Origin of the sequence: Nitrospira sp. (genome assembly GCA_005116745.1) — a bacterium.
In the GTDB taxonomy this organism is placed as follows: domain Bacteria; phylum Nitrospirota; class Nitrospiria; order Nitrospirales; family Nitrospiraceae; genus Nitrospira_D.
The window spans coordinates 122,212-147,720 of the sequence record SWDS01000001.1 but is presented as its reverse complement, the minus strand read 5'-3'; the positions used below and the strand labels follow the sequence as shown (position 1 = coordinate 147,720).

The 25,509-nt window shown below is 55.6% G+C and carries 24 protein-coding genes and 2 tRNA genes; 14 read left to right on the top strand and 12 right to left on the bottom strand.

Features of this window, described 5'->3' with window-relative positions:
• Positions 1–6 precede the first annotated feature (6 nt).
• From E8D52_00745 to gltX, 10 genes are all read right to left on the bottom strand, one after another.
• Positions 7–279 (bottom strand): SOS response transcriptional repressor, encoded by a 273-nt coding sequence (locus E8D52_00745; protein ID TKB70656.1) that lies wholly within the window; start codon positions 277–279, stop codon positions 7–9.
• Positions 276–836 (bottom strand): hypothetical protein, encoded by a 561-nt coding sequence (locus E8D52_00740; GenBank protein TKB70655.1) that lies wholly within the window; start codon positions 834–836, stop codon positions 276–278. Before E8D52_00740 ends, E8D52_00745 begins: the two co-directional genes overlap by 4 nt.
• Positions 833–2,047 carry a restriction endonuclease subunit S gene (locus E8D52_00735; protein TKB70654.1) on the bottom strand — a complete coding sequence of 405 codons (1,215 nt, stop codon included), beginning with the start codon at positions 2,045–2,047 and terminating at the stop codon, positions 833–835. The genes E8D52_00740 and E8D52_00735 overlap by 4 nt, the downstream gene beginning before the upstream one ends.
• Before the next feature lie 108 nt (positions 2,048–2,155).
• Entirely contained in the window at positions 2,156–2,488 is a 333-nt protein-coding gene (locus tag E8D52_00730) for a hypothetical protein (GenBank protein ID TKB70653.1), read from the bottom strand.
• Positions 2,485–2,709 carry a DUF433 domain-containing protein gene (locus tag E8D52_00725; protein TKB70652.1) on the bottom strand — a complete coding sequence of 75 codons (225 nt, stop codon included), beginning with the start codon at positions 2,707–2,709 and terminating at the stop codon, positions 2,485–2,487. Before E8D52_00725 ends, E8D52_00730 begins: the two co-directional genes overlap by 4 nt.
• 8 nt (positions 2,710–2,717) lie before the next feature.
• Positions 2,718–4,295: an SAM-dependent DNA methyltransferase gene (locus E8D52_00720; protein ID TKB70651.1), complete on the bottom strand. Its 1,578-nt coding sequence runs from the start codon at positions 4,293–4,295 to the stop codon at positions 2,718–2,720.
• A 19-nt stretch (positions 4,296–4,314) separates the two neighbouring features.
• Positions 4,315–6,714 carry a DEAD/DEAH box helicase gene (locus E8D52_00715; GenBank protein TKB70650.1) on the bottom strand — a complete coding sequence of 800 codons (2,400 nt, stop codon included), beginning with the start codon at positions 6,712–6,714 and terminating at the stop codon, positions 4,315–4,317.
• 184 nt (positions 6,715–6,898) lie between these two features.
• Positions 6,899–6,972 (bottom strand) — tRNA-Gln (locus E8D52_00710).
• 47 nt (positions 6,973–7,019) lie between these two features.
• A tRNA-Gln gene (locus tag E8D52_00705) sits at positions 7,020–7,093 on the bottom strand.
• A 36-nt stretch (positions 7,094–7,129) separates the two neighbouring features.
• On the bottom strand, positions 7,130–8,551 hold the full coding sequence (gene gltX / locus E8D52_00700; GenBank protein ID TKB70649.1) for a glutamate--tRNA ligase: 1,422 nt from the start codon (positions 8,549–8,551) through the stop codon (positions 7,130–7,132).
• 127 nt (positions 8,552–8,678) lie between these two features.
• On the opposite strand from gltX, the gene E8D52_00695 reads away from it, so the two are divergent.
• Positions 8,679–9,383, top strand: a complete 705-nt coding sequence (locus E8D52_00695; protein TKB70648.1) for an FAD-dependent oxidoreductase — start codon at positions 8,679–8,681, stop codon at positions 9,381–9,383.
• A gap of 73 nt (positions 9,384–9,456) precedes the next feature.
• Here the strand turns inward: E8D52_00695 and E8D52_00690 are convergent, their stop codons facing one another.
• The gene (locus tag E8D52_00690; protein TKB70647.1) at positions 9,457–9,873 is read right to left on the bottom strand and encodes a 2Fe-2S iron-sulfur cluster binding domain-containing protein; all 417 of its coding nucleotides are present in this window, start codon (positions 9,871–9,873) and stop codon (positions 9,457–9,459) included.
• 135 nt (positions 9,874–10,008) lie between these two features.
• Between E8D52_00690 and E8D52_00685 the strand changes: the two genes are divergently transcribed.
• The 7 genes from E8D52_00685 (at position 10,009) to iscX (ending at position 15,400) form a co-directional block, all read left to right on the top strand.
• On the top strand, positions 10,009–10,482 hold the full coding sequence (locus E8D52_00685; GenBank protein ID TKB70646.1) for an Rrf2 family transcriptional regulator: 474 nt from the start codon (positions 10,009–10,011) through the stop codon (positions 10,480–10,482).
• Complete coding sequence (locus E8D52_00680) at positions 10,479–11,696, top strand: IscS subfamily cysteine desulfurase (protein ID TKB70645.1); 1,218 nt, start codon at positions 10,479–10,481, stop codon at positions 11,694–11,696. The genes E8D52_00685 and E8D52_00680 overlap by 4 nt, the downstream gene beginning before the upstream one ends.
• A 75-nt stretch (positions 11,697–11,771) precedes the next feature.
• Positions 11,772–12,170, top strand: coding sequence for a Fe-S cluster assembly scaffold IscU (iscU, locus tag E8D52_00675; GenBank protein ID TKB70644.1), 399 nt, complete (start codon positions 11,772–11,774; stop codon positions 12,168–12,170).
• Between the two features lie 21 nt (positions 12,171–12,191).
• Positions 12,192–12,542, top strand: a complete 351-nt coding sequence (locus tag E8D52_00670) for an iron-sulfur cluster assembly accessory protein (protein TKB70643.1) — start codon at positions 12,192–12,194, stop codon at positions 12,540–12,542.
• A gap of 30 nt (positions 12,543–12,572) precedes the next feature.
• On the top strand, positions 12,573–13,319 hold the full coding sequence (hscB, locus tag E8D52_00665) for a Fe-S protein assembly co-chaperone HscB (protein TKB70642.1): 747 nt from the start codon (positions 12,573–12,575) through the stop codon (positions 13,317–13,319).
• 31 nt (positions 13,320–13,350) lie between these two features.
• Positions 13,351–15,171 carry a molecular chaperone DnaK gene (gene dnaK, locus E8D52_00660; protein ID TKB70641.1) on the top strand — a complete coding sequence of 607 codons (1,821 nt, stop codon included), beginning with the start codon at positions 13,351–13,353 and terminating at the stop codon, positions 15,169–15,171.
• Between the two features lie 16 nt (positions 15,172–15,187).
• Positions 15,188–15,400: a Fe-S cluster assembly protein IscX gene (gene iscX / locus E8D52_00655; protein ID TKB70640.1), complete on the top strand. Its 213-nt coding sequence runs from the start codon at positions 15,188–15,190 to the stop codon at positions 15,398–15,400.
• A 9-nt stretch (positions 15,401–15,409) separates the two neighbouring features.
• On the opposite strand, the gene E8D52_00650 is transcribed toward iscX, so the two are convergent.
• On the bottom strand, positions 15,410–17,812 hold the full coding sequence (locus E8D52_00650) for a PBP1A family penicillin-binding protein (GenBank protein ID TKB70639.1): 2,403 nt from the start codon (positions 17,810–17,812) through the stop codon (positions 15,410–15,412).
• Positions 17,813–18,114: 302 nt separating this feature from the next.
• Here E8D52_00650 and E8D52_00645 point away from each other — a divergent pair, with 302 nt between their 5' ends.
• From E8D52_00645 to typA, 6 genes are all read left to right on the top strand, one after another.
• Positions 18,115–21,435, top strand: coding sequence for a response regulator (locus tag E8D52_00645; GenBank protein TKB70638.1), 3,321 nt, complete (start codon positions 18,115–18,117; stop codon positions 21,433–21,435).
• Positions 21,436–21,450: 15 nt separating this feature from the next.
• Positions 21,451–21,858 (top strand): response regulator, encoded by a 408-nt coding sequence (locus E8D52_00640; protein ID TKB70637.1) that lies wholly within the window; start codon positions 21,451–21,453, stop codon positions 21,856–21,858.
• A gap of 168 nt (positions 21,859–22,026) precedes the next feature.
• Positions 22,027–22,359, top strand: a complete 333-nt coding sequence (locus E8D52_00635; protein TKB70636.1) for an Hpt domain-containing protein — start codon at positions 22,027–22,029, stop codon at positions 22,357–22,359.
• A gap of 27 nt (positions 22,360–22,386) precedes the next feature.
• The gene (locus tag E8D52_00630) at positions 22,387–22,869 is read left to right on the top strand and encodes a response regulator (protein ID TKB70635.1); all 483 of its coding nucleotides are present in this window, start codon (positions 22,387–22,389) and stop codon (positions 22,867–22,869) included.
• A gap of 118 nt (positions 22,870–22,987) precedes the next feature.
• Entirely contained in the window at positions 22,988–23,416 is a 429-nt protein-coding gene (locus tag E8D52_00625) for a response regulator (protein TKB70634.1), read from the top strand.
• A 236-nt stretch (positions 23,417–23,652) separates the two neighbouring features.
• On the top strand, positions 23,653–25,509 hold the full coding sequence (typA, locus tag E8D52_00620; protein TKB70633.1) for a translational GTPase TypA: 1,857 nt from the start codon (positions 23,653–23,655) through the stop codon (positions 25,507–25,509).

Here is a 25,509-nt window from a genome sequence, read left to right as displayed (position 1 = left end):
GCGATATCAGATTCTTTGCTTGGAGACACGGTCTTGGGGACGCCGCAAAGGAGGCAATGCCTCGGGTGGAACCATCAAGGTGATGCTACGCGCTTGGCCGGGAACACGTTGAATGAAGCCGCGCCGCTCCAGCGTAAGCACCATCTGATGCACGGTCGGCGGGGTTACCTGAAAGAACCGTTGCATATCCGCCTCGGACGGCGCGCAGCCGTTCAGTAGACTGTACTGATAGAGATACGCCAGAAACTGCCCCTGCCGTTCTGTGTAGGGCGGTGTCATTCTCCTGCCAGCTCCGCTTCGAGCAATCCGACTTGATCCCGAAGATAATCGCCATACCCCCAACCGATGTGGTCGGCGTGATCTTCCAGGCGCTGAATCCGCTCACGGAACTGCGGATACAATGCCGGATCTTTCTTCCGCAATAGCTGCGTCATCTCATGCAAGACGGATTCGAGACTGTTGTAGTAGGCCTCGTTGATGTCGCCGAACTCTCGCGTGAACTGCGTGCCGTTCTCCACATAGGTCAGCATCAGGTCAATCGTGCCTGCCAGGTTGCCCGTGGCCCTGCGGTAATCACGGATGGCTTTGCGCGCCTCAGCCAGTTTGAGCTTTCCGAATCCTCGTGAGGGGAAGAATTGCTCGATGATCGTGCGCCGGTACCGTTCCACGGCCATTCCATCGCCTGCCTCGTCCTGCACACGAGCATGCAGGAAATCGCGAGTGCTGGGTGATGCGTCGTAGAGGTCTTTGACCAGCGCCAGCAGAAACGTCTTTGACTGCGCGTTCAAGCTCCGGCGAATGGCTGACCATCCGGTGGGCTTCTTCTCGCTTGTCATAACTCTCCCTGGAACGCACGGTGGAGCATGGAGTGAAAGAGATCATCCAAGCGGCGGCGGGAAATGGCTTGTTCGGCTTGCATGGCGCGGATTTCGGATACGCGAGCAGCGAACTCATTTTGTAAAGAAAGCGGAGGAACTCGCAATCTGAGGCGTTTGATGATGGTCGAGTTCCAGCCTTCCATGATTGCACCTTTTCCAACTGACCGGGTTTGTTGTTTAATGGATGCGTCGTGCAAAAACGCTCCCCAAATGAATCGGGGATGTGCTTTTGTCCGGTCAAGTGTAACTGTGCACAGGTGCTTCGTGCTGATGCAAACTGGTAGCTCTTCAGGGGCAACGGAACACCTTCCAACTGTGCCCATGATTGTCACGAGGACATCATCAGGAAAAACGACGAACCTCTTCATCTCTTGGAACTTGGCTTCCGGGATGCACCGAGATTTCGTCCAGCGGAACTCATTCTCCACCACATTATCAATCCCAAGGACGGGAATTCCCTCCTCGACGAATTCCGAGTGGCGCAGGTCACTTCCAAATGGTCCAGTGCGAATGGCACCTTCGCGTGTCGCAGCAAGTTCTGCCACAGTCGCAATCTGCCAGGCGGCTGAACTTGGAGCGCCAGGGCCGAACATTTCCTGGAAAATGGCGGGAATGAGGGCGGCGGTGCGGCGGGTGGCTTGGGCGCGCAGCTTCTGTAACTCGTCCGCTTCGTCCAGCAGCCTCACCAGACGCTCCTGCTCCGGCAGCGGTGGCACAGGGATTGGGAATGTCTTTAGGAAATCAGCGGGCACACGCTGCTGCCCTGCGCTACCGGTAAAACTAGCTTCCGCCGCTGAACGAAATGCCGGCTGACGAATGAATGCGAATACCCATCTCGGCAAAACACTTCCGGTTGACCGTAGGACATGAAACTCGGTGGAACCAAAACCAAAACCATTGCAAAGGTTGTTAGCTACTGCTGCCTTACCGTTTTGCATGCAGGGCGTGATTTTCGCAAACAGAACGTCGTTCTCTCCGAATGGTGTATAGCCTTTGGCAACTTCCTTAAATCGCCGGTTTTCTGGTCGAACGATGCTGCCACTGACTTCATCAACGGCAGCCATCGGAACGAATGTAACTTCGGTGTCAGAATGAGGAGCATCAGATGCAGCAAGTTTCGGATTGACGGTGCAAACTTCGCCCAGCAGTTTTGTCGGCCAACGTTTCATCTCTTGCCGCTCGGTTTCCGCCCCTCACCCTTCCCCGCTCCCCTAAGAGGGGCGAGGGAATTCATGAGCACGTCGCAGGGTGCGATAGCTACCCGGCGGTTCATGGCCTCAGTAGATCTCCAGACAGGCGGCAGCAGGGTCGTGCTCAAACGAGAGGATGACCTGGGCGTGGTCGCGAAACAGTTTTTCGATATGCGCGGTGGGCTGATTGCCGCAGCGCAACCAGATGATTCGGGGCGGAGGTCCAAACAACGCGGCCATGTCGGCAAAGTCCGAGTCCTGCGAAACCAGCGTGAACCCATTGGCTTGGGCATAGTGCCACAGCGCGTGATCGTCGGCTTCCGCCAGACCGAGCAGGCGAACCTGACTTGAGCCGGGAAAGAGGTCGGCCAGTCGTTGACAGAGTTTGAAGCTGAGGTTCTGATCGAACAACAGCTTCATGGAGCGGCGGTCACCAGCCGACGTTCACGGTCGGCGGCATAGGCCAGACAGGCACGAATGTCTTCCTCAGTAAGTTCGGGGTAATCGCTCAGGATTTGTTCGTGCGTCATGCCTGACGCCAGCCAGCCGAGCACATCGGCAACGGCGATGCGCATTCGACGTATACAAGAACGTCCGCTGCGCTTGCCCGATTCGATTGTGATGATGTGCTTGTAGTCCATTGGCCCTCCTACTTTACCATACCCTGCAAACGAGTAAGCTTCTCTGTGATGCGCGCTTCAATAGCCAGAACTTCAGCCACGATGCGCTGGGGGGTGTCGTGATGCACCGGTTCCGCTGTCACGGGCTTGTAACGTCCTGCGGCGAGGCTCCAGTCGTTCTCCCGAATCTTCTCAATCGGCACGCGGTAGCTATTCGGCCCTTCGTCGCGGGTCGGCCATTTCCTCAGTGCGTCGGGAATGTCGTTGGCGTCAATCGGCGTGCGTTTGTCGTCGAGGCTGTAGCCGTCGGCAGTGAGATCGTAGAACCAGACGGACTTCGTCGCTGTCCCGCTCACTTCGCCCCTCACCCCAGCCCTCTCCCCCGCAACGGGGGCGAAGGGGCGCGCAAAGATAAGCGCGGCGGTGCCGACGCCGGAATAGGGTTTGAACACACCACTCGGCAAACTGATGACGGCTTGCAGGTCACACTCGGTCAGGAGCAGCGCGCGCAGGCTGGTTGCGGCGTTGGTCGAGCCAAAGAGTACGCCGTTGGGCACGATGACACCTGCTCGTCCAGTAGGCGCAAGGTGGTCGATGAACCATTTGAGAAAGAGCAGTTCCGTCGCGCGGGTGTTCAGCTTGTAGTTGAGATCGGCCAGAATACTCTCGTCCTGCACCTTTCCGGCAAACGGCGGGTTGGCGAGGATGATGTCGAACTGCTGACCTGGATAGGCGCCGCCGAAGCCGGTGGTGAGCGGGTTCAGCATGGAGACGCGTGCTTTTTCCAACTGGTGCAAGTACAGATTCAAGATCGCGATCTTCACCATGTTGGCGTCGTTGTCGAAGCCGGTGAAAGCCTGCTCTTCGAGGAACTTCCACTGCACGGGCTTGAGCTGACCGCCGTCCGCAAGGCCTCGTTTGAGATCAGCCGGCTTGGTGTTTTGCCGAAGAATGTGGGTAAACGCTGAAATGAGGAAGCCCGCTGTGCCGCAGGCAGGGTCGCAAATCCGGTGTTTCGGCTGCGGGTTCACAAGTGCCACGATCAGGTCGATGATGTGTCGTGGCGTGCGAAACTGGCCGTTGGTGCCAGAGGCCGACAGCTTGCTTAGCAGATATTCGTACATGTCGCCCTTGAGGTCATGGCCGTCATGAGCAGACAGGTCCATCCCATGGATGGCTTGGACGACAGCGCGCAACGTCGGGCGGTCATAGATCTTGAGGGTGGCGCGGCTAAACAGCAGCTTGCCGGTGTCGGTCAGGCCGGGCAGCTCGTGTAGCTTTTCGATGGCGTCGCGGACGGCGTTGAACATCTGATCGCCGGTCAGCGTGACGAAGTTGCCCCAGGCGTATTTGGCCCACTTGCCGGAGAAGATGCACACATATTTCTTGTCGAGACTGGCGAGAACATTGTCTTTCTCCGTCAGCAATCGCAGGAACAGCAGATAAGAAATCTGCTCGATGGAATCCATCGGATTGTTCACGCCCCCGGCCCAGAGGATGTTCATGAGCTGATCGACCTTCTGCCGGAGGCCGGAGGAAAAGAAATTCGACGGCGTGGCGAGGGTCTGTGCAGCAACGGAATCGGACTGTACGGGAGGCGTGCGCATGGGTAGTCCTAACACATGATTATGAGGGTGATATTGCGATCAATGATTGCCTGACAAGCGTGGACTGGCGCAAGGCTTCAAACACTTGTTCTCGATCCTCAAAGCGGGCCAGCGCAGAGACGCCGCCAAGCTGGTTAAACTGGCTGGCAGTAAACAACGTCATATCCCCGCTCATGAATCGATGCAGCGCTGTAGGATCTTCGGCCAGCAACTGAGCCGTGGCATCCACCCACTTTTGTTCGCTGTATCGGAGATTGAACCGGGCTGCAATGGAATCAACCGTATCCGTCACGATGGCTTCCCGTGTCGGTAACGGCTTCCGACCAAGGGCATTATAGACAAATGCCGGTGTGGTCGCCGGAACTCTATAGGAGACAATAAGCTTGTCCGGCGAATAGTACATCTCCGGACGATGGTAGAACCGCTCGTTGAGAATAGTTTCGATGGCGTCATCATCCTCGGCTTCTACTGCCGTTTTGAGTGTGGGCGTCTGCGCAACGAATTCCTTGATATCCCGCTCATAACCGCCACGGAACGTCATAACATCGACCTTCTCGCCATTGGGCCCGACGATCCGAACCTCCTGACTCACGAGGGTGTCGATTCCCTCCCAGGTCGGAATTACGCGCTGCGGTTTTCCCCCTCGCGGAGAATCCGACAGGCCTTCCGCCGCCACGCTATTGCCGCCGTCGCCCACAGCATACGAGGCCGTTTCGGCGGAAGGTTTCTTTTCGCGCGGAACCTTCAACGGGACCGAGTAGTCGTATTGGTCCTCGAAGTATTCCGCGACCGCGCAGAAATCGAGGAGGTAGAAGCACGACTTTTCGTACGCAGTCTGGCCGATCATGAACGTATATCGGCGGGTCCCACGGCCTTTGATCTGAATATATTCCGTCGGAGAAAAGACCGGGCGAAAGAGACCGACATTCAGCAGATCTCGGCAATTATACCCAGTCGAGAGCATATCCACGGAGACGGCAATGCGCTCGCTGCGTTTCCCGTCGCGAAACTCTTTCGCCAACACTGATGCCTCGGTGATGCGTGAGGTGATGGTCAAGGCGATGCCGGGCTGTAGCTCGTTGAAGATCTTCGTCAGGTTCGTGGCATGCGTCTGGTTCACAGCAAACACGATGGACTTGCCGATGGCCCCTGCCGGGTCTTTCTGTGCCTCCTTCAGAAAGGCTTCGCACATCAGCCGGTTCCGTGTCGGCGTGAAAATCTTCTTTTCCAGATCTTGAATCTTAAAACTCTCTTCTTTCTCATTGACGACGACTGCCCAACCAGACTCGGCCAAAGCCTTAGTCGTGATATCCGAGCGGAGGTCGAAGATCTTCGGCAGGCAGAGGAATGGGCCTTCAGGATCTTTGACAGCATCAATAATGTCGTAGCGGAATGTGGGAAAACCCGGCTTGCATCCGAAATAATGGTACGTGTCGCGCAACTGACGGGCTTCCAGTGCCCTGGGATTCTCCTCGGCTAACTTTTCCACATCGACGTTTTTGAGATAAGCCTTGGGTGTCGCCGTAAGACCGATGCGCGTGGCCTGAAAAAATTGGACGACTTCGCGGGCATCGCCATAGATGGAACGATGGGCTTCGTCATTGATGACCAGATCGAAGTAAAACGGCGTGAACTCCTCACGGTAACGGCGATCGGTCATTAGTGATTGAATTGTGGCAATGACGACGGACGACCCAAGCAGCTCACCGGTTCGGCGAGCAGTCTTGTAGATCACCGGCTTGAACTCGGGCAACACTACCGCGAAATCTTCGATCGTCTGCTTGGCCAGCTCAATGCGATCCACAATAAACAGCACCCGTTCGGCATTACGGCTCATCAAAAAACGGCGAATCAGAGCCGCGCAGAGCAGCGTCTTGCCGGTTCCCGTGGCCATTTCGAGGAGAAACTTCCGCAGTCCTTGGGTATCGAACAGCCGGGCGATCTCATCCATGGCGCGAATCTGATAGCGCCTCAGCGTGAGGTCGTGCTTGAGCTGGCAAAGATACTCAGGAGTGACGACTTCGCTTGAAAGAGAATGGGGCGGCTGAAGATTCTTAAGCCGGACCCGTTCGAGATCTTCTCTCGAAGGCAGGCGCTCAATACGGTAAGCATCGCGCTGGTCGGCCCGCTCATAGTTCCAAAACCAATGTTCACGGCCATTGGACAGGATGATAAACGGAGCGTTGAGTTTTTCCGCGTAACCACGAGCCTGCTCTTTGGCGTCGTAGGGATCGAGACCTTCTCGTTTCGCTTCAAGTACACAGAGCACCCGACCGAGGCTATCCTTGAGCAGGTAGTCTGTTCGTCCGTTCCCCGTATGCAGTTCGAATTGAATCTGCTGAGGGTTCAGCAAATCCCATCCACTGAACTCTAATGCTTTGTCGATGAGGATGCGGGAGAAGGCTTCAGGCTGGCTCATTTGCGTGATGACATCGGGCGCAATGAAATCCTCTGAGATCTACGTCTGCGGCTAAAGAATACCCCTTTCCCAATGGGAAATCACCCATCACCGAGTTGTAAAACGTGAAGCGCTACTTGCGATCGGGCTGGCGTTGAACAAAGAGGAGTACGGTTAGGAAGATATCTTTCGCTTCAATTGAAAATGGCTGGGGGACTAGGAATCGAACCTAGGTAGCCGGCTCCAAAGGCCGGCGTCCTACCGCTAGACGATCCCCCAGCGCGGTACGGAAGCAAATCGTGGAAGTGGCACGAGAGAGAAATTTTTGGCTGGGGGACTAGGAATCGAACCTAGGTAGTCAGATCCAGAGACTGACGTCCTACCGCTAGACGATCCCCCAACCGGCGTTCAACGTAATATAGGACCGCTCAATCCGTCAAGCCTGGTTGGTTTTTGCGTGCTCAATTCCTGCCTTCAGCCGAACGAGGGTACGTTCGCGTCCAAGAACCTCCATGACCTCAAAGAGCCCTGGGCTTGCCGTCCGTCCAGTCAAGGCGACGCGAACTGGCTGGGCTAACGCACCCATCTTGATACCTTCTTCTTCGACGAGTTTCTTGAAGCTGTCTTCCCACACCAGTTTGGAAAAGCTCGGAATCGCCTCGAATCGTGTCAGAAGCTTCTGAAGCAACGGTGCGGTCGCTGGTGTGAGAAATTTCTTGGCTGCGTCTACCTCGAACGGGGCCTCTTGCCCAAAATAGGGTCTGACCCAATCAACCATATCGACTAAGGTTTTGGCTCGTTCTTTGACCAACACAACCAATCGCGCGAGCCATTCGGCTGACACGGTGCGCAATTCGTCTTGCATGCCTGCCTGTTCAAGCAGTGGCACAAGCGCCTTGGCGACTTCGCTCGATGGACTGGTCTTGATGTATTCGGCATTCATCCACAGCAACTTATCGGGGTTGAAGACCGCCGCTGCTTTTTGCACATGATCCCATGAGAACTTCTCAATCAATTCCTGACGAGTAAAGAGCTCTTGATCCCCATGGGACCAGCCGAGTCGAACCAAATAGTTGATCATCGCGTCGGGAAGATACCCCATATCTTTGTAGGCCATGATTGAGGTGGCCCCGTGGCGTTTGGACAGCCGGGTTTTGTCCGACCCTAAGATCATCGGCAAATGTCCAAAGCGAGGGACGGCAAACCCCAGGGCTTGGAAAATGGGGATCTGGCGCGGGGTGTTGGTCAGATGATCGTCTCCCCGCACCACGTGCGTGATCCCCATCAGCGCATCGTCGACCACCACGGAAAAGTTGTAGGTGGGATACCCGTTGGACCGGAGAATGATCACATCATCCACGACCGCGTGGTCAAACTCGACGCTGCCCTTGATCAGGTCATCAACGACGATCTGCCCCTCTTGTGGAGCCTTGAATCGAAGGGCGGCCTCGCTTGGTGGACTGGTGATCCCTAAGTTGCGGCAGCGACCATCATAGCGAGGCGACAGTCCTTTGGCTTCGGCCTCTTTTCGCCGAGCCTCCAACTCTTCCGCCTTGCACAGACACCAGTACGCCTGTCCAGTCTCAAGAAGTTTCATCGCATGACTGCGATAGAGATCCATCCGCTCTGTTTGGCGGAATGGCCCTTCATCCCAATCAAGTCCAACCCATTTCATACCTTCGATGATCGCCTGAATCGATTCATCGGTTGACCGACTTTGATCGGTATCCTCGATGCGAAGAATGAACACACCCTGTTGCTGGCGTGCAAAGAGCCAATTGAACAGAGCTGTACGCACTCCCCCTATATGGAGAAACCCCGTCGGACTGGGGGCAAACCGAACGCGAACCTGACTCATGACCGTGCCGTCCCTTCGTCACACATGACAACCCAATCATCTATACCATGCTGTGAAAATCCTTGTACATCGCCTTGCCACTTCCATCTCTTGACGGCTTCTGCTATGACGGTGCCGCGAATTGATTATGGCGGAACTTACGCAAGCTGCCACGGTACTTACGGTCTCCGATCTCACGCCCCACGTTCGCCAACTCGTCGTCAAACCCAAGACCAGGAAGATTTCATTCCAACCGGGACAGTGGGTTTCCCTCAAACTGCCTGTGGGCCCTAAGCCGCCGCTCAACCGCGCCTACTCCATGGCCGATCCTTCGTCTCCGTATGGGGAATTAACGCTGGTATTTGATCGTGTTCCCGGTGGGCTGGCTTCCGATTATCTCTATGGGTTGCGGTCTGGAGATGAAGTTCCCCTGTCAGGCCCCTATGGGAATTTCGTCCTCCCGCATCCCCTCGATCAAGAGCTGCTACTGATTGCGCGCTACACGGGCCTTGCTCCGATGCGGTGTCTCCTCAAGCAGATGTTTTCCTCAAAAATCCACACTCCTATCTTATTGATTGCCGTGGCACCCAGCGAAGACGAGGTCTTGTTCCATCAGGAATGGCTCACGATGGCCATGCAATATCCCTCGTTCCGCTATCTTCCGCTGGTCGCTCAGAACGGGGAGTCGGAGGCTGTGGAAAAGACCTTGTCCATGCTCACGCCGCTAGTCAACGGACAGCCCAAAGTCGTTCCCATGATTTGTGGAACCAAAGCGTTCGTCCGTCCCCTGCGTGCCTACTTTATAAAGGAAGGGTACGACCGAAAGGACGTGAAGATAGAGACGTACGATTAGAATGGTCGGTCGGCACGGTTCACTCAGAACACGCCGAAGTGTTTACTCAGTCGCGTGTGAGAAATGACCCCGATCAATGCCCCTCCCGCACAAGATTTTTATTCACGGCTGGAATTTCGACAACGATATCCTTGGTTCCATTCGGCACGCATTGGCATCCCAGACGAGACTGTAGTGTCGTCATGGGAGCCTCATCCAACTGATCGTACTCATCGTCCGTGCCTTCATTGCAGGTCTCCAGCCCCTGCTTCACGATCACATGACAGGTCGAACAGGCGCAGACCCCGCCGCATACATGTTCCAAATCTACTCCGTGTCCCATCGCGATATCTAAAAGGCTCCCCGGCAGCCCAGTGGGCCCATGGGGAATCTTTTCTGGATTGACTTCGACCGTGGTGGATCTGCCATCTGGATGGATAAATGTCACGGCATAGGAAGTTTTTGGAAGTTCATATTCGGCCTGTTCAATATAGGGATTTGTGCCACCCATGTGTCGATTCCTTTCTGAGAGATCACTCGACTCCACCTGTCGTGTTGACAGCAGAGAAACCTACATGCTAACCTTAGTACGACCAAATTGATCGGAGACCATTATAGTCTCCGACCTAAGGAATCGGCAATAGCAATGCTGAAGATTTCAAAAAAAGCTGATTACGCGCTCATGGCGCTGCAGCACATTGCGTCAGTCCAATTCGGCGATATCACTCCTGGCCGCGTGGTGAATACGAAAGAAATCGCCGAGGAGTACAACATTCCCTTGGAATTGTTGGCGAAGGTCCTACAAGTTCTCTCAAAGAATGGTCTGATCGAAAGCCACAACGGTCCGAAGGGAGGCTATCTCCTGGCGCGGAGCGCCAGACAGATTACCATCGCGCAGATTCTTGAAAGCATAGAAGGCCCCTTAGGCATCACCGACTGCTCCCACGAAAAAGATGGCGACTTCTGCATGCAGCGCGAGCATTGTAACATCCGCACGCCGCTCCTGAAAATCCAAGACAGCATCTATCAGTTACTGAATAACATGACGTTGGGAGACATGATGGGGGGCACGCCTCTTATTATGATTCAGTCTCCCTCGGCACAAGGAGTCGAACGATGAAGCTTCCCATTTTCCTCGATAACCATTCCACCACGCCCATGGATCCGCGAGTGTTGGAGGCGATGCTCCCATATTTCGTGGAGAAGTTCGGCAACGCCGCCAGTCGCAACCATGCATTTGGCTGGGCCGCGGAAGAAGCAGTGGAACAGGCCCGAAAACAGATTGCAAAGCTCATTACCGCCGACGCAAAAGAAATCGTCTTCACCAGCGGTGCCACGGAATCGGACAACCTGGCGCTGAAGGGTGTCTTGGAGATGTACAAGGAGAAAGGCACCCACATCATCACATCGACCACGGAACATCGGGCCGTGCTCGATACAGCCAAATCCCTTGAAGCCAAAGGGATGGCGACCGTGACCTATTTGCCGGTCGATAAATACGGCATGGTGAATCCGCAGGACGTCCAGAATGCCATCACCGACAAGACCATCCTGATCTCGATCATGCTGGCCAATAACGAAATTGGCACGATCAATCCCATTCAAGAGATTGGCAAGATCGCAAAAGCGAAAGGCATCCTGTTTCATTGCGATGCCACGCAGGGCGTTGGCAAGATTCCCGTCGATGTCCAGGCCATGGGCATTGATCTCATGTCATTCACCTCCCACAAACTCTACGGCCCCAAGGGAGTCGGTGCCCTCTATGTTCGGAAAAGAAATCCTCGCGTTCGGATCGCAGCCCAAATAGATGGAGGCGGACATGAACGCGGCATGCGGTCCGGGACCTTGCCAGTACCGTTGATCGTCGGCTTTGGGAAAGCCTGTGAACTGTGTGAACAGGAGATGGTGACGGAAACGGCCCGGCTGATCAAGATGCGAGACCGTCTCCAGACCGATATCATGGCGGCCCTCGAAGAAAGCTATCTTAACGGCCATCCGGCAAACCGTTTGCCGGGCAACCTCAATATCTCCTTTGCCTACGTCGAAGGCGAGTCACTCCTCATGGGCATGAAAGACATCGCGCTCTCGTCCGGTTCGGCCTGCACATCGGCCACCCTGGAACCCTCGTATGTGTTGCGCGCACTCGGGGTCGGGACCGAGCTCGCTCACTCCTCGATTCGTTTCGGTTTGGGCCGTTTCAATACCGACGATGAGATTGACTATACGACCAAAAAGGTTATTGAGGTCGTCACCAAGTTGCGGGAAATGTCCCCTCTGTATGAGATGGCCAAAGAAGGCGTGGACCTGAAATCCGTTCAGTGGGCCGCGCATTAATGACGGCAGACGTGAAGCGTATCTCACAGCCAACGAGCGGCGCTTCACGAACGACGAGATACCAAGGAGGTTTCTATGGCATACAGCGATAAAGTCGTCGATCATTTCAACAATCCCCGCAACATGGGCAGCTTTAAGAAGGACGATGCCGACGTGGGTACCGGAATGGTGGGAGCCCCGGAGTGCGGTGACGTGATGAAGCTGCAGATCAAGGTCCAGAACGATACGATCGTTGATGCGAAGTTCAAGACCTTCGGTTGCGGGTCAGCGATCGCCAGCTCCAGCTTGGCCACTGAATGGCTCAAGGGGAAGACGATCGAAGAAGCCCAAAAGATCAAGAATACGGACATCGTACAGGAGTTGAATCTCCCTCCTGTAAAAATTCACTGCTCAGTTCTGGCGGAAGATGCCATCAAAGCCGCGTTGGCTGATTATCAAAAGAAGACAGACGGGCAACCAACCGGCACCAAGTAATAGCCACGAAGGGAGCGCCTCATGGACACTACGAATGTCGAGACTCCGATCATCTCGCTCACCGATGCAGCCGTAAAGGAAATTAAGCGGCTCATCAACGTACAAGGCATTGAAGAAGGTGGCCTTCGCCTTGGTGTGAAAGGCGGCGGGTGTTCCGGCCTCAGCTACACGATTAACTTCGATGACAAGATCGGACAGTTCGATCAAGTCCATGAGATCAATGGTGTCAAAGTGATCATCGATGCGAAAAGCGCCATCTATCTCCAGGGCACACAGCTGGATTATCAAAAAGACATGCTGAGCGGAAACTTTAAGTTTCTCAACCCCAATGCCAACAAAACGTGTGGCTGCGGAGAATCGTTCTCAGCTTGATGCGAACCGTAGAGGAGACACCGACCGGGTATGGCCTGCAGACCATGCCCGTTTTTACTCATGGATCAACACACACCACAGCCTGAGCGTGCACGCGGGCTGCAGATGGCCCGGAGCATGTGCTGGCACTGCCAGTCAGAAGTGACAGGAGAATACTTCTGTGACCGATGTGTGAAAGTCCAGCCGGTTTCAAAAGAAACCGACTATTTCACTTGCTTTGGGGTTCCGCGTCGCCTCCTGCTCGATCCGCAGAAGCTGGAAGCCAAGTTCTACGAACTGAGTCGCACATTCCATCCGGACTTTTATCAGACCAAGAGCGCAGATGAACAGACGATCAGCCTCAGCAATGCCGCAGTTCTCAATACCGCCTATCGCACGCTCCGTAACCCCATTCAACGAGCCGAATACCTCTTGGCCCTAGAAACCGGATCGGTCAAAGACATTCGAACCTCTCCGCCAGCCGATCTCTTTGAAGAGATTCTGGAACTCCAAGATACTCTGGAGGAGTACCGGGCATCGGATCGTGACTCAGATCAGGGCCATCGACTCCGCGCCACCCTCCAGACTGAGCAAGAGGCGTTGGAGCGGCGCAAGCACGAGATGGAAGCTCAACTGCAGCAATTGTTCGCCGACTGGGACCAGCTACAAGACGCGGGAGAAGCCACGAGCCTGGCGAGGGTGGAACGGGACAGAATTCTGAAACAGATGCGCGATCTCCTTTCTCATCGCACATACGTCAACAATATCGTGACCGATCTGGCAGCAACAATCGCCTAAGCAACTCTTTTCCAACATCTTCATCTTTGATATGGCACGAATAGTCGGTATCGATCTCGGGACCACCAATTCACTGGTTGCGTACATGAAGGATGGGCAGCCCTGCGTCGTCCCAGACCGCAACGGTCGGACCATGGTGCCCTCGGTCGTCGCCTTGACGGATAATGGCTTGATCGTCGGAGATTCGGCGAAAGAGCATTTAACACGCAATCCGGAACGGACGGTCTACTCCGTGAAACGATTCATGGGTAAGGGGCTGGCCGATGTCCAGAACGAGCTGGTCTATTTTCCATACCATGTCACTGAGACCGGTGGTGTGATCCGGATCCGCCTTGGCCAGAAAAGCTATTCACCACCACAAGTCTCCGCCATGATCCTTAAGGAACTGAAGCTGCGTGCGGAGGCCTCCCTCGGCGAAAGTATCACCAAGGCCGTCATCACGGTGCCGGCCTACTTCAACGACAGCCAACGGCAGGCCACCAAAGATGCCGGCCTCATTGCCGGGCTGGAGGTGTTGCGCATCATCAATGAGCCGACCGCCGCGTCGCTGGCCTACGGACTTCAACAAAAAACCCAAGGGACCATCGCCGTCTATGACTTCGGGGGTGGGACATTCGATATCTCAATTCTAAAGTTGAAAGACGGCATCTTTGAAGTGCTGGCGACCAGCGGCGATACCCATCTTGGCGGAGACGATCTCGATCGTGTGTTGGTCGACCTCTTCATCGGAGACATCCGAGACCGGTACGGGATCGACGTCAGCCGCTACCCCGATCACATGCAGACCGTCCGGTTGGAAGCGGAGCGGGCCAAGATCCGCCTTTCCAATGAGATCAAGACCGAGATCACCATCGAGCTCCCGGAGGACAAAGGACGCTTTACCAGAGAGCTGACGCGTGATCAGCTCGAGTCTCTCGTGGCAGGGATCATCGAACGCACCTTAGCGCCCTGTCGCATCGCGTTAAAAGACGCCGGGCTCATTCCAAAGGACATTGATGAAGTCGTGCTCGTGGGCGGGTCTACCCGGATGCCATTGGTCCGGCAGCGAGTCGAAGCGCTCTTTGGGAAGCAACCACATTGCCACTTGAACCCGGATGAGGTCGTCGCGCTTGGAGCTGCGGTGCAAGCCGATATTCTCAGTGGCGGGACGACAGATATGTTGCTGTTGGACGTCACGCCCTTGTCTCTCGGCATTGAAACAATGGGTGGGGTCATGAGCAGCCTGATCCGCCGAAATACGACCATCCCCGCAAGCGCCAAGGAGATGTTCACGACCTATGTTGATGGTCAGACCGGAGTAGACATTCACATTCTGCAAGGTGAGCGCGAACTCGTGAAAGATAACAGGAGCTTAGCGCAATTTCGTCTGAAAGTACCGCCTCTCCCCGCCGGCGTTCCGCGTATCGAGGTGACCTTTTTGATCGATGCCAATGGAATTTTGAACGTGACGGCAACAGACATGCGGACGGCCACAAGCCAGTCGATCGAGGTCAAACCCTCCTACGGATTGTCCGACACAGAAGTGGAGCGGATGATCGAAGACTCGTTCAAGTTTGCGGCAGAAGATGTGACTGCCAGAAAATTGATCGAAGCCAGGCTGGACGCCGAAGCTTTGATTAAGACCACCGACAAATCCCTCGTGGACGCTGGACACCTAATTGCAGCGGAAGAAGCTGACGGTATTCGGACGTCATTATCTCAGCTGTCCACCGCAAAGAACGGCATAGATTCTCGTGTCATCCGTGCGCGTATGGCGGAACTCGAACAGACCGCGAAGCAGTTGAATGTCATGATGCTCGATCATTCACTCAAGCAAAGTCTGCAAGGAAAGAAAGTATCGGAGGTATCGTAATCGTGGAGGAGTACCGATGGACTTGAAGTGGCAAGATGCCGAAGAGATCGCCATCCGGCTGGTCGAACAACACCCTGAGACAGATCCGCTCACCGTGCGCTTCACCGAGATGCATACCTGGATCGTGGCCCTGCCTGAATTTAAGGACGATCCGAAGAAATCGAATGAGAAAATTCTAGAAATGATTCAGATGGCGTGGCACGAGGAATATCAGGACACGAAAGCCTAGTCTCCGGTGTTACAAATTCCCGTCCCCTGCTGGTTGTCCCTCCGGAATCTGGTCCAACTTATAGAAATCCGTCGGGTCCTGCCGACGCTGCACTGCCTGAGTCGGCTCACTCCCCTTCGTAAAGAGCTCAACCGTTCCCTTGCGCCCGTCTCCTTCCTGTTCGGACTCTAGAAGTCCTGTCGAGGAATCAACCTTCACAAAGGTCACCCCGTCTGGAATCTCGAACGGCACGACAGGAAGCTGCTTGAGCGCCTCTTTCATGAACCCGATCCAAATTGGCAAGGCTGAACGAGCCCCCGTTTCACTCTCTCCAAGCGAGCGGCGGTCGTCAAAGCCGACATAGACGCCGGTGACCAGATTTGGAGTTCCACCGATAAACCAGGCATTGATGTAGTCGTTCGTCGTGCCGGTTTTGCCAGCGATTGGACGCTCCAGTACCTTCGCCGCCTGCCCGGTTCCCCGCTGCACGACATCTTCCATCATGTTGGTAATTAAATATGCGGCTTCTTTGGCGATGACTTCATGGGACTCGGGCTCGGTCACTTCAAGGACCTTCCCTGTATTGTCTTTGACCGATTTAACAGCAAAGGGTTCCACTCGACTTCCCTGGTTCAGGAACACCCCATAGACTGAGGTCAACTCCAGCAAGCCAACTGACGATGTGCCAAGCCCGAGGGAGAGATCGGCAGGAAGTGGACTCGTGACCCCGACCGTACGCGAGAACTCGATCACGTTTTTCACGCCGACCTTATCCAACAACCGAACCGTGGCAAGATTGTGCGACTGAGCCAGCGCATCCCGAAGACTCACCATGCCGTGAAACTTCCGGCCATAGTTCTCCGGCCTCCAGATCTTTTCATCCTCCGCCTGCTCATAGACGACTGGGGCATCGAGGATCTGTGTGGCAGGGCTCAACCCTTGACTCATCGCTGTCGCATAAATGAGGGGTTTGAACGCGGACCCCGGTTGCCGGTGGGCCTGCACCGCGCGGTTGTATTCACTGCGGGTGAAATCATACCCACCCACCATCGCACGAATCGCACCCCCCTTGGGATCGATCGCAATCAGACCTCCCTCGACGACCGGCGTCTGCTCCAAGGTGAGTTGCACGCCATCCTTCGTAATCCGTTTCACACCGACTTCGATGACATCCCCAGGCTTGAGAAGTAATTTGAGATTCGGATTCACCACAAAATCCACGGTAGGATCAGGCCCCTTGAGCATCCGCTTGGCCCAGGCCATGTCATCAAACGCCAGCTTCGCGCTGAACGGCCCGACCTGAACGAGATAGTGATCTTTGGCAACCCGTAAGACGACCCCTTCACCCAGATACCCAGGCTTGAGCAGTGGATCCCTGGAGGAAAGTTCCGAAGGTTGGAACGTTGCTACATCAACGGTTCGCCGAGGCCCTCGCCACCCCTCTCGTTTATCGAGCTCGCGAACCCCGTTCAAAAACGACGACTCCGCTGCTTTTTGCATCTCCACATTCAAGGTCGTGTAAACTTGGAGCCCGCCCTTGTACACCATCGTCTCCCCGTACTTCGCCATGAGCAGTTGACGGACGTATTCGACGAAGTAGGGCGCCAGATGCTCGCTCCCAGGCCGATGGAAGTTCAGTTTTTCGCGAACGGCCGCTTCTCGTTCCGCTGCAGTAATAAACCCAACCTCCTCCATTCTGGCAAGCACATGCTCTTGGCGCTTCTTCGCTGATTCATAGGCGCTGAACGGAGAATACCGGCTGGGCGACTTCGGCAGACCGCCTAAGAACGCGGATTCGGCAAGGGTCAGGCCTCTGATATCTTTTCCAAAATATGATTGCGCCGCCGAGCCGACTCCGTAGGCGCCTTGCCCGAAATAAATTTGATTCAGATAGGTTTCAAGAATCTGCTCTTTCCCGGAGACCACTTCCATCTTGTAGGCCAAGACGAGTTCCCGAATTTTCCGTTCATAGGACCGTTCGGACGACAGAAAGAGCGCACGAGCCAGTTGTTGCGTGATGGTGCTAGCTCCTTCAACCTTCCTCCCTCCGTGCCGAATGTTCGTCCAAGCCGCTCGCAGCATTCCGATAAAATCCAGACCCGGATGCTCAAAAAACCTCGCATCTTCCGTCGCAATCACCGCCTGCGTCAGCGTTTTGGGAATCTCCGGGAGCGGCGTGAGAATGCGGCGCTCGATAAAGAACTGGCCAATGGGCTGCCGATCATCGGAATAGACGGTGGTGACCAAACTCGGTTGATAGTTTTGGAGCAGATCGAGCGAGGGAAGGTCTCGGGAAAAATACCAGATGATTCCTGCGACCGTCGTCGCTCCGACGATACTACAGGCCAACATACCGATCAGGGCGACCTGCCACCAGCGCAGGCGGCGGCGTGACTGTTTCTGAATTTCCACAAACCGCCCGTCGTTCGGCATCGGGTATGCAATCCTCGTGAAGGTGAGATCGAGTCAGCAAAACCTTACAATGTGCCCTTCCAAAACTCAAGCAAGATGCCGACCGCGCGCAGCCCTCCGGCGTCTCCCAGGTTCTGCTTTTTCCTCAAGGTTTCCACCTCAAGTACCGATTACTTCAGACATATAGTGGCGGAGGAAACCTCCGACACACGAACTCGCTGGCATCGGTACAGGTGCCTGCACACCATCACGGCACATCGAAGACCAAGTTCGAGTGGATTAGCACGTTGGATCTTTCCGGGTAAGCGACGAAAGAGCGAGCAATGCAAAGTGCACCGTTGCCTGAGAACGAAGCGTCCCGTCTGCGCGACTTACACCAATACCACGTCCTCGACACACCACCGGAGACAGCGTTCAATGACTTAACGGCGCTGGCTGCTCAGATCTGCGGAACACCGATTGCGCTGGTCAGCCTCATCGATGCCCACCGCCAGTGGTTCAAAGCCAAGGTGGGCATTGATGCCCAGGAAACCCCGCGCGACATCGCGTTCTGTGCCCACGCCATCCATGGCAACGATCTGTTCGTGGTACCGGATGCCACCCAAGACAGACGATTTGCCGGCAACCCTCTCGTCGCCACTGACCCGAACATTCGATTCTATGCCGGCATGCCCCTCGTCACTCCCGCCGGCTACGCACTGGGCACCCTCTGCGTGATCGATCGAGCACCCAAACAGTTGACGAGCGATCAAATGAACGCGCTCCGTATTTTAAGCCGGCAAGTCGTCACTCAACTTGAGCTACGGAGGCGTCAGCACGAACTCGAATGTAGCCTTGCAGTGCACCAAAAGAGCGAACGGTCAAAAGCCGACATCATTCGGGCGCTCGATCACGGGTTGGAGGGCTTGGCGTTCCTGGACAAGGAAGGCCGCTTCACCTACATGAACCCAGCACATGCCACCATCTACGGGTACAAGCCAGAGGAGTTGATCGGCTGCTCCTGGAAAACCTTGTACGCGCCAGAGTGGGTTGCCAAGATCGAACAGCAGTATTTTCCGATCCTACTACATGTCGGACAGTGGTCCGGCGAGGTGCAAGGCCTCACCAAATCAGGCCGGGAGATCTGTGCCGAAATCTCCCTCGTCCTCTCGCAAGAGGGACAGGATCCCGCTCACTGGCTCATGTGCACCTGCCGGGATGTGACAACGCGTGTCACCGTGCAGCGTCAGCTGGAAACTCATCGGGAACGCCTGGCTCAAGCTCAGGCCATCGCCCATGTCGGCAGTTGGGAATGGGACATTACAACGGGTGCCGAGATCTGGTCAGATGAACAATTTCGAATCTTCGGCTATGCGCCGCGAGCGATCACGCCCACGCACGACACCTTCCGCGAGGCGATCCATCCCGAGGACCGAGCCAAGGTGTTCAAGGCCGTTGAAGACGCGCTCGAACAGAATCACCCCTATGAGATGATCTGCAGGATTATTCGCACGCACGGAGAACTGCGGCACATTTTGTGTCGCGGGACCGTGACACGCGATCCCGAGGGCCGCCCGACACGCATGACCGGCACCGTTCAGGATATAACCGAGCAAAAGGCTCTTGAGCAGATCCTGTACGACACCATCCAGCGGCTGGAGCTGGCCACGAAATCTGGTGGCATCGGTGTATGGGACTTCTACATTCCCGAAAATAAAATGGTCTGGGACGCACAGATGTACCACCTCTACGGGTACACGATTGAGGACTTTCCTGCCGCCCATGAAGCCTGGAACAGCCGCTTACATCCCGAGGATAAATCGCATGCTGAAGCCGCCCTCCAAGCAACCATCGAGGGACGACATCAATTCGACACCGAATATCGTGTGGTGCTTCCAGACCGGGCTGTCCGCCATATCAAAGCCTCCGCGATCGTCCTCAAAGACGAAGGGGGCAAGGCAGTTCGGATGATTGGGATCAACTATGACATCACCGCCCGCAAGCAGGCCGAAGAGAAGTTGAAAGTGATCGCGCAAGAATTGGCATCGAAGAATATCAAGCTGCTGGAAGCGAACCAAACCGTCCTCGCAGCGACGCGGGCGAAGAGCGAGTTTCTGGCAACGATGAGCCATGAAATTCGGACACCGATGAATGCGATTATCGGCATGGCTGATCTGCTGCAAGAAACGACGCTTTCGAGAGATCAGCAGGAATATGTGTTGCGATTCTCCCGAGCCGCCACGAGCCTTCTGGACTTACTCAACGACGTTCTGGACATTTCACGGATCGAGGCAGGTCATTTTGAATTGGAATCGATCCCTCTCGATCTCCATGACCTCGCCGAGCGGACAGTGGAGCTGCTGGCCTCCCGAACTATCAGGAAGAACATCGAGCTCATGTGCTTCGTCCACTCCAACGTGCCCCAGTATGTCTTGGGCGATCCCACCCGTTTACGGCAAATCCTCGTCAATCTGGTCGGGAACGCCATCAAATTTACAGAGCGGGGCGAGGTGGTGCTGCGCATCGACCCCGGCAATGACCCGAATGACCCGACCGCCGTGCGCTTTTCGGTCCGAGACACCGGCATCGGAATTCCGACGAATAGGCTGCAGACGATCTTCGAAGATTTTTCTCAAGTTGATTCCTCGACGACGAGAAAATACGGAGGTACCGGCCTTGGGTTGAGTATCTGTAAGCGGATGATCACCTTGATGGGGAGCACAATCGATGTCTCTAGCACGGAAGGAGAGGGCAGTACGTTCTCCTTTGTCCTCCGTGTGCCTGCGACCGATGCACCAGAGGTCCGCCCCATTCAGACTTTGACCACACTGCGGGATCACCGCATCCTTATTGTGGATGACAACGACATGAATCGCATGATCGTCCGGGAACACTTAGTACGCCTGGATGCTCACTGTCGTGAAGTTCCCAATGGACTCTTGGCGCTGACGGCACTGCATGACGCCCACCAACGTGGCGAACCCTTCCATCTGGCAATTGTGGACTACCATATGCCCGGCATGAATGGGCTGGAACTCGCAGAGGCCATCCGTGACCGACAAGAGTTTGCGACACTGCCTCTAGTTATGCATGTCTCGGACCTTCAGCGCGACGACACCCGCCAAGCCAGGTCATTGGGGATCACAAGCTACCTCTACAAGCCGCTCAGTCGGCGGCGCCTGATGGAATCACTGGCTACCGCATTAAACTCAGCGATGCCCGGACCGTCTTGGCAACAACCGGAGGCAGTGCCGGAGCGGTCCACGCTGCCGTCCTGTCGCATTCTATTGGTAGAAGACCTAGAAGATAATCGCGATGTGATCGCCCTTTTTCTGAGAGAGACCTCGTATCAATTGGATATGGCGGAAAACGGGGCAGTGGCCCTCCAGAAGTTCCAGACCGGCACCTACGATTTGGTGTTGATGGACATGCAGATGCCGGTCATGGACGGTCTCCAGGCGACGATGGTCATGCGCCAATGGGAGCGCGAACAACAGCGCAGACCGACGCCGATCGTGGCCCTCACCGCGAATGCATTCAAGGAAGAATCGGAAAAGAGTCTGGGCGCAGGCTGCACGGCCCATCTAACAAAACCAATCAAGAAGAAGACCCTCCTCGCGGCAATCACCCACTATGCGAACGCCCTGGCCGAACGGGCGGCCTAGGACAAGGACTTCCCCATGGTCGACCGGCCCTCAGGAAACAAACCGCCCCTACTGCTTGTCGAAGACGAACCAGATACGGCAAGTCTCGTGAAGCTGATCATGGAAGGGAAAGGATATGAGGTCTTGCACGCTGCGACTGGCTCTGAAGCGCTGGATAAGATCGCCTTGATGCCACCCCCTTCACTCGTCTTGCTGGATATTCAATTGCCGGACGTCGACGGCATCACGATTCTGGAGACGATCCGGGCCACACCCGACTGGCAGAACGTACCGGTGATTATGCTGACCGCCGTGTCTGATGAGCAACAGATCCGCAAGGTGTTGTCCCTCACCGTTCAGGGTTATGTGCTGAAGCCGTTCAGACGGGAAACCTTGCTCCGATCTGTTGACCAATCTCACAGGACGCCAGCCCGACCGCAATGATCCCAGCTTCCTCAATGAGTTTGTTGCACTATCCCAGGATGGCACAGGCCCCAATCCTTGCGTCAACGTTCGATTGCTGCCGAAGGCTTGTGCGGAGGCCCTACTCTAAACATCCCTGTCAAGTATCCTTAGAAAACGACCGATACCGGATCGATCGGAGACTGACCAATGGAACACACGCAGCCCGAAGGGGCAGTCGCTGAAGACGAAGAGCTTGTGCACGTCGATGCCTCTTTCGAGCCGCTTGTGCCGAAATTCATGACCAACCGCAAGAAAGAAGTGGTCGTGATGCAGGAGGCTCTGACCGCCAAGGATTTTGACACGGTCCGAAAAGTAGCACACGGCATAAAAGGGGCCGGAGGAAGTTACGGCTTCGACCGGATCACTGAGATCGCCGCCAGCATCGAACAAGCGGCAAAGACGGGAGACGCCTCGACGATAGAACGTGATCTCCCTGCGCTGGGTTCATATTTGGACCGGGTCAAGGTGGTCTACGAGTAGGGTCCTTGGAGCAGAAAGAGCGAGCCCATGAACACCACAGTGCTGGTTGTGGAAGATGAACAGGATACCGCTGAGCTGTTGAAGCGCCTCTTGGAGCGAGAAGGGTTTTCGGTACTCCATGCAGGCGATGGACGCCAGGCCCGTACCCTGATCGACACCATACGCCCACCCTCGCTCGTCTTGTTGGACATGGTGATCCCCTATGTGAGCGGATTCGAGCTACTGAGGATCATCCACCGTCATCCTGACTGGCAACACACGCCAATTATTATGCTCAGCGCCGATAACTACGAGCCGGATATTCAGCAAGCCCTGCGCGAAGGAGCCACTGCTTATGTGACGAAGCAGAAGGGGTCAACTGCTCTGCTGCAGGCGGTGAAACGACTTTTGCCTGCCACGCCACCGCAAGACCAGATCGTCACCCACCCGAGCAGCGCGGCGCCTCCAACACACCAGGCTTCGGTGCGCCGTCGCCATCAGAGCAACCAGAGAAGGAAACGAGCCGCGTGACCCATTCCCGTAGGTTCCGTGCATACGTGAGGAAAAGAAGAGACCTGTCTCTACAGAAGATGCGCGCCGTCATCGAACTGGCTCCTACGGTTCAATGAATCCCCTTTAAGGAGACCGAATGGATAAAGCTAGGACCTCTTCTGGACCGACCGTGCTGATGGTTGAGGATCACGACGACACCGCCTGCTTGGTCCGGTTCATCCTTGAACGGAATGGCTATACCGTCCGGCATGCTCCTGACGGGTGGAACGCGAAACGTCTGACGGAAACAACCGAGCCGCCGGACTTGGTCCTGCTCGACATTTCTCTACCCTCCCTGTCAGGACTGGAGGTCTTACGCGCCATTCGAACGACGCCGGAATGGCAGTGGATTCCCGTGATCATCCTCAGTGCGGACAACCGCGAGAAAACGATAACCGAAGCGACGACCCTTGGAGCCACAGAATATTTGAAGAAACCCTTCTCGCAGGAACGCCTTATGAAGGCGGTGGAGCTATTTTTGCCAAGACCAACCGATCAACAAGCGCCGCAACTCAAACAGGTCTGATCAGCACGCACAGCCATCCTGCTCCATACCCTTCGACCACACGGTGACGCGAAAAGCCGGCTCCATGGCATCACGAAGACCTCCCCGTGGTTTTCCAGCGTTCCCTGCCTCTGAAACTCCCCTCCATATTATTTCTCGACCCTAGCTTGTGCAGGAGAATGCAGTTCGAGTATACTGCTGAGTTTGCGCCTCACTACCGAGGCGTCTTTTTTTGTCATCAAGGAAGCACCGTCACCATGTCCATCGTACGCGCCCCTCAAGACCGTCGAAGCGATATTCGGAATATCGCCATCATCGCCCACGTCGATCACGGCAAAACGACCTTGGTCGATGCCGTGCTCCGCCAAACTCACGTCCATCGCAAGATTGATGATATGGGCGAACGCATCATGGACTCGATGGACCAGGAACGGGAGCGTGGAATCACAATCCGGGCCAAAAACGCCAGCGTCATCTACAACGGGGTGAAAATCAACATCGTCGATACGCCGGGCCATGCCGATTTCGGCGGTGAAGTGGAACGCACACTCCGGATGGTGGACGGGGTGTTGATTTTGATCGACGCGAAGGAAGGGCCTATGCCGCAAACAACCTTTGTGTTGCGGAAAGCCTTGGCGCTGGGACACAAAGCCATTGTCGTCATCAATAAGATCGACCGGCCAGATGCGGTCATCGACGACGTCGTCAACCGCACCTTCGACCTGTTCGTTCATCTTGGTGCCACCGACGAGCAACTTGATTTCCCGATCGTCTACACGTCGGCCATTAAAGGAATCGCCACGCTGGATGTCAACAAACCAGGAACGGATATCCAGCCGTTGCTCAATACCGTGCTAGAGAAGATCCCTGCCCCCGCCATTACTGTCGATGCTCCGCTCCAAATGCTCGTGCTGGCTCTGGTGCAAGATCCCTACAAAGGCAAGATGGGGATCGGCAAGATCCAGTCCGGCTCCATTACTCGGCGGCAAACCGTCATGTTGCTCGGCAAGGACGGCGCACAAGTTGCTGGCAAAGTTTCCGACCTCGCCGTCTATTCTGGACTGGACCGGGCCGACATGGAACAGGCCGCGGCCGGAGAAATCGTCGCGGTCGCGGGGCTTGATGATGTGAGCATCGGGGATACCATCGCCGACGCCGACCGTCCCATCGCCCTCCCTCGGGTCTCGATCGATGAGCCGACCGTCCAAATGACCTTCTCCGTCAACAACAGTCCATTCGCCGGACGCGAAGGCAAGTTCCTCACGTCACGCCATCTGCGTGAGCGCCTGTTCAAGGAACTGGAGACCAACGTGTCGCTCCGCGTCAATGAGACAGACAGCGCCGATCGCTTTCTTGTGGCGGGACGAGGGGAACTTCACCTCTCCGTCTTAATCGAGCAGATGCGACGGGAAGGGTACGAGCTGCAAGTCTCCCAACCGGAGGTCATTGTCCATCGCGAAGGCGGCACAGTCATGGAGCCGTACGAGGAGCTGACCATCCAGGTGCCAGAGACCTATCAGGGAACCGTGATCGAAGAACTCGGGAAACGCCGAGGTGAAATGCGGCACATGCGGCTGATTCACTCTGATGTCGGTACCAGTGAGATGCATTTGGAATACCACATTCCGACACGCGGCATCATGGGGCTTAAAAACCTTCTGTTGGCCAAGACCCGAGGGACCGTCATTCTGCACCATGTCTTCGCAGCCTATGAACCGGCGGAAGAACGGGACCTCCTCGTGACCCCGCATGGCTCGCTTGTCGCATACGAGGACGGGGCGAGTACCGGCTATGCCATCTTCATGACCCAGGAGCGGGGCGCCATGTTCATTGGCCCTGGAGTCGAAGTGTACCGGGGGATGGTCATCGGCCAAAACAGTCGGGATGAAGATCTCGATGTGAACGTGTGCAAGGAAAAACATCTCTCGAACATGCGGGCGTCCGGTACTGATGAAGCCTTGGTGCTCACCCCTCCGCGCGAAATGACGCTGGAATTCGCGTTGGAATACATTGGGGGCGATGAGCTGGTCGAGGTGACGCCACAGCACCTCCGTCTACGTAAGCGACTGTTGAATCCGGATGACCGCCGCAAAGCGAAGAAGTCTGGAAAGTAA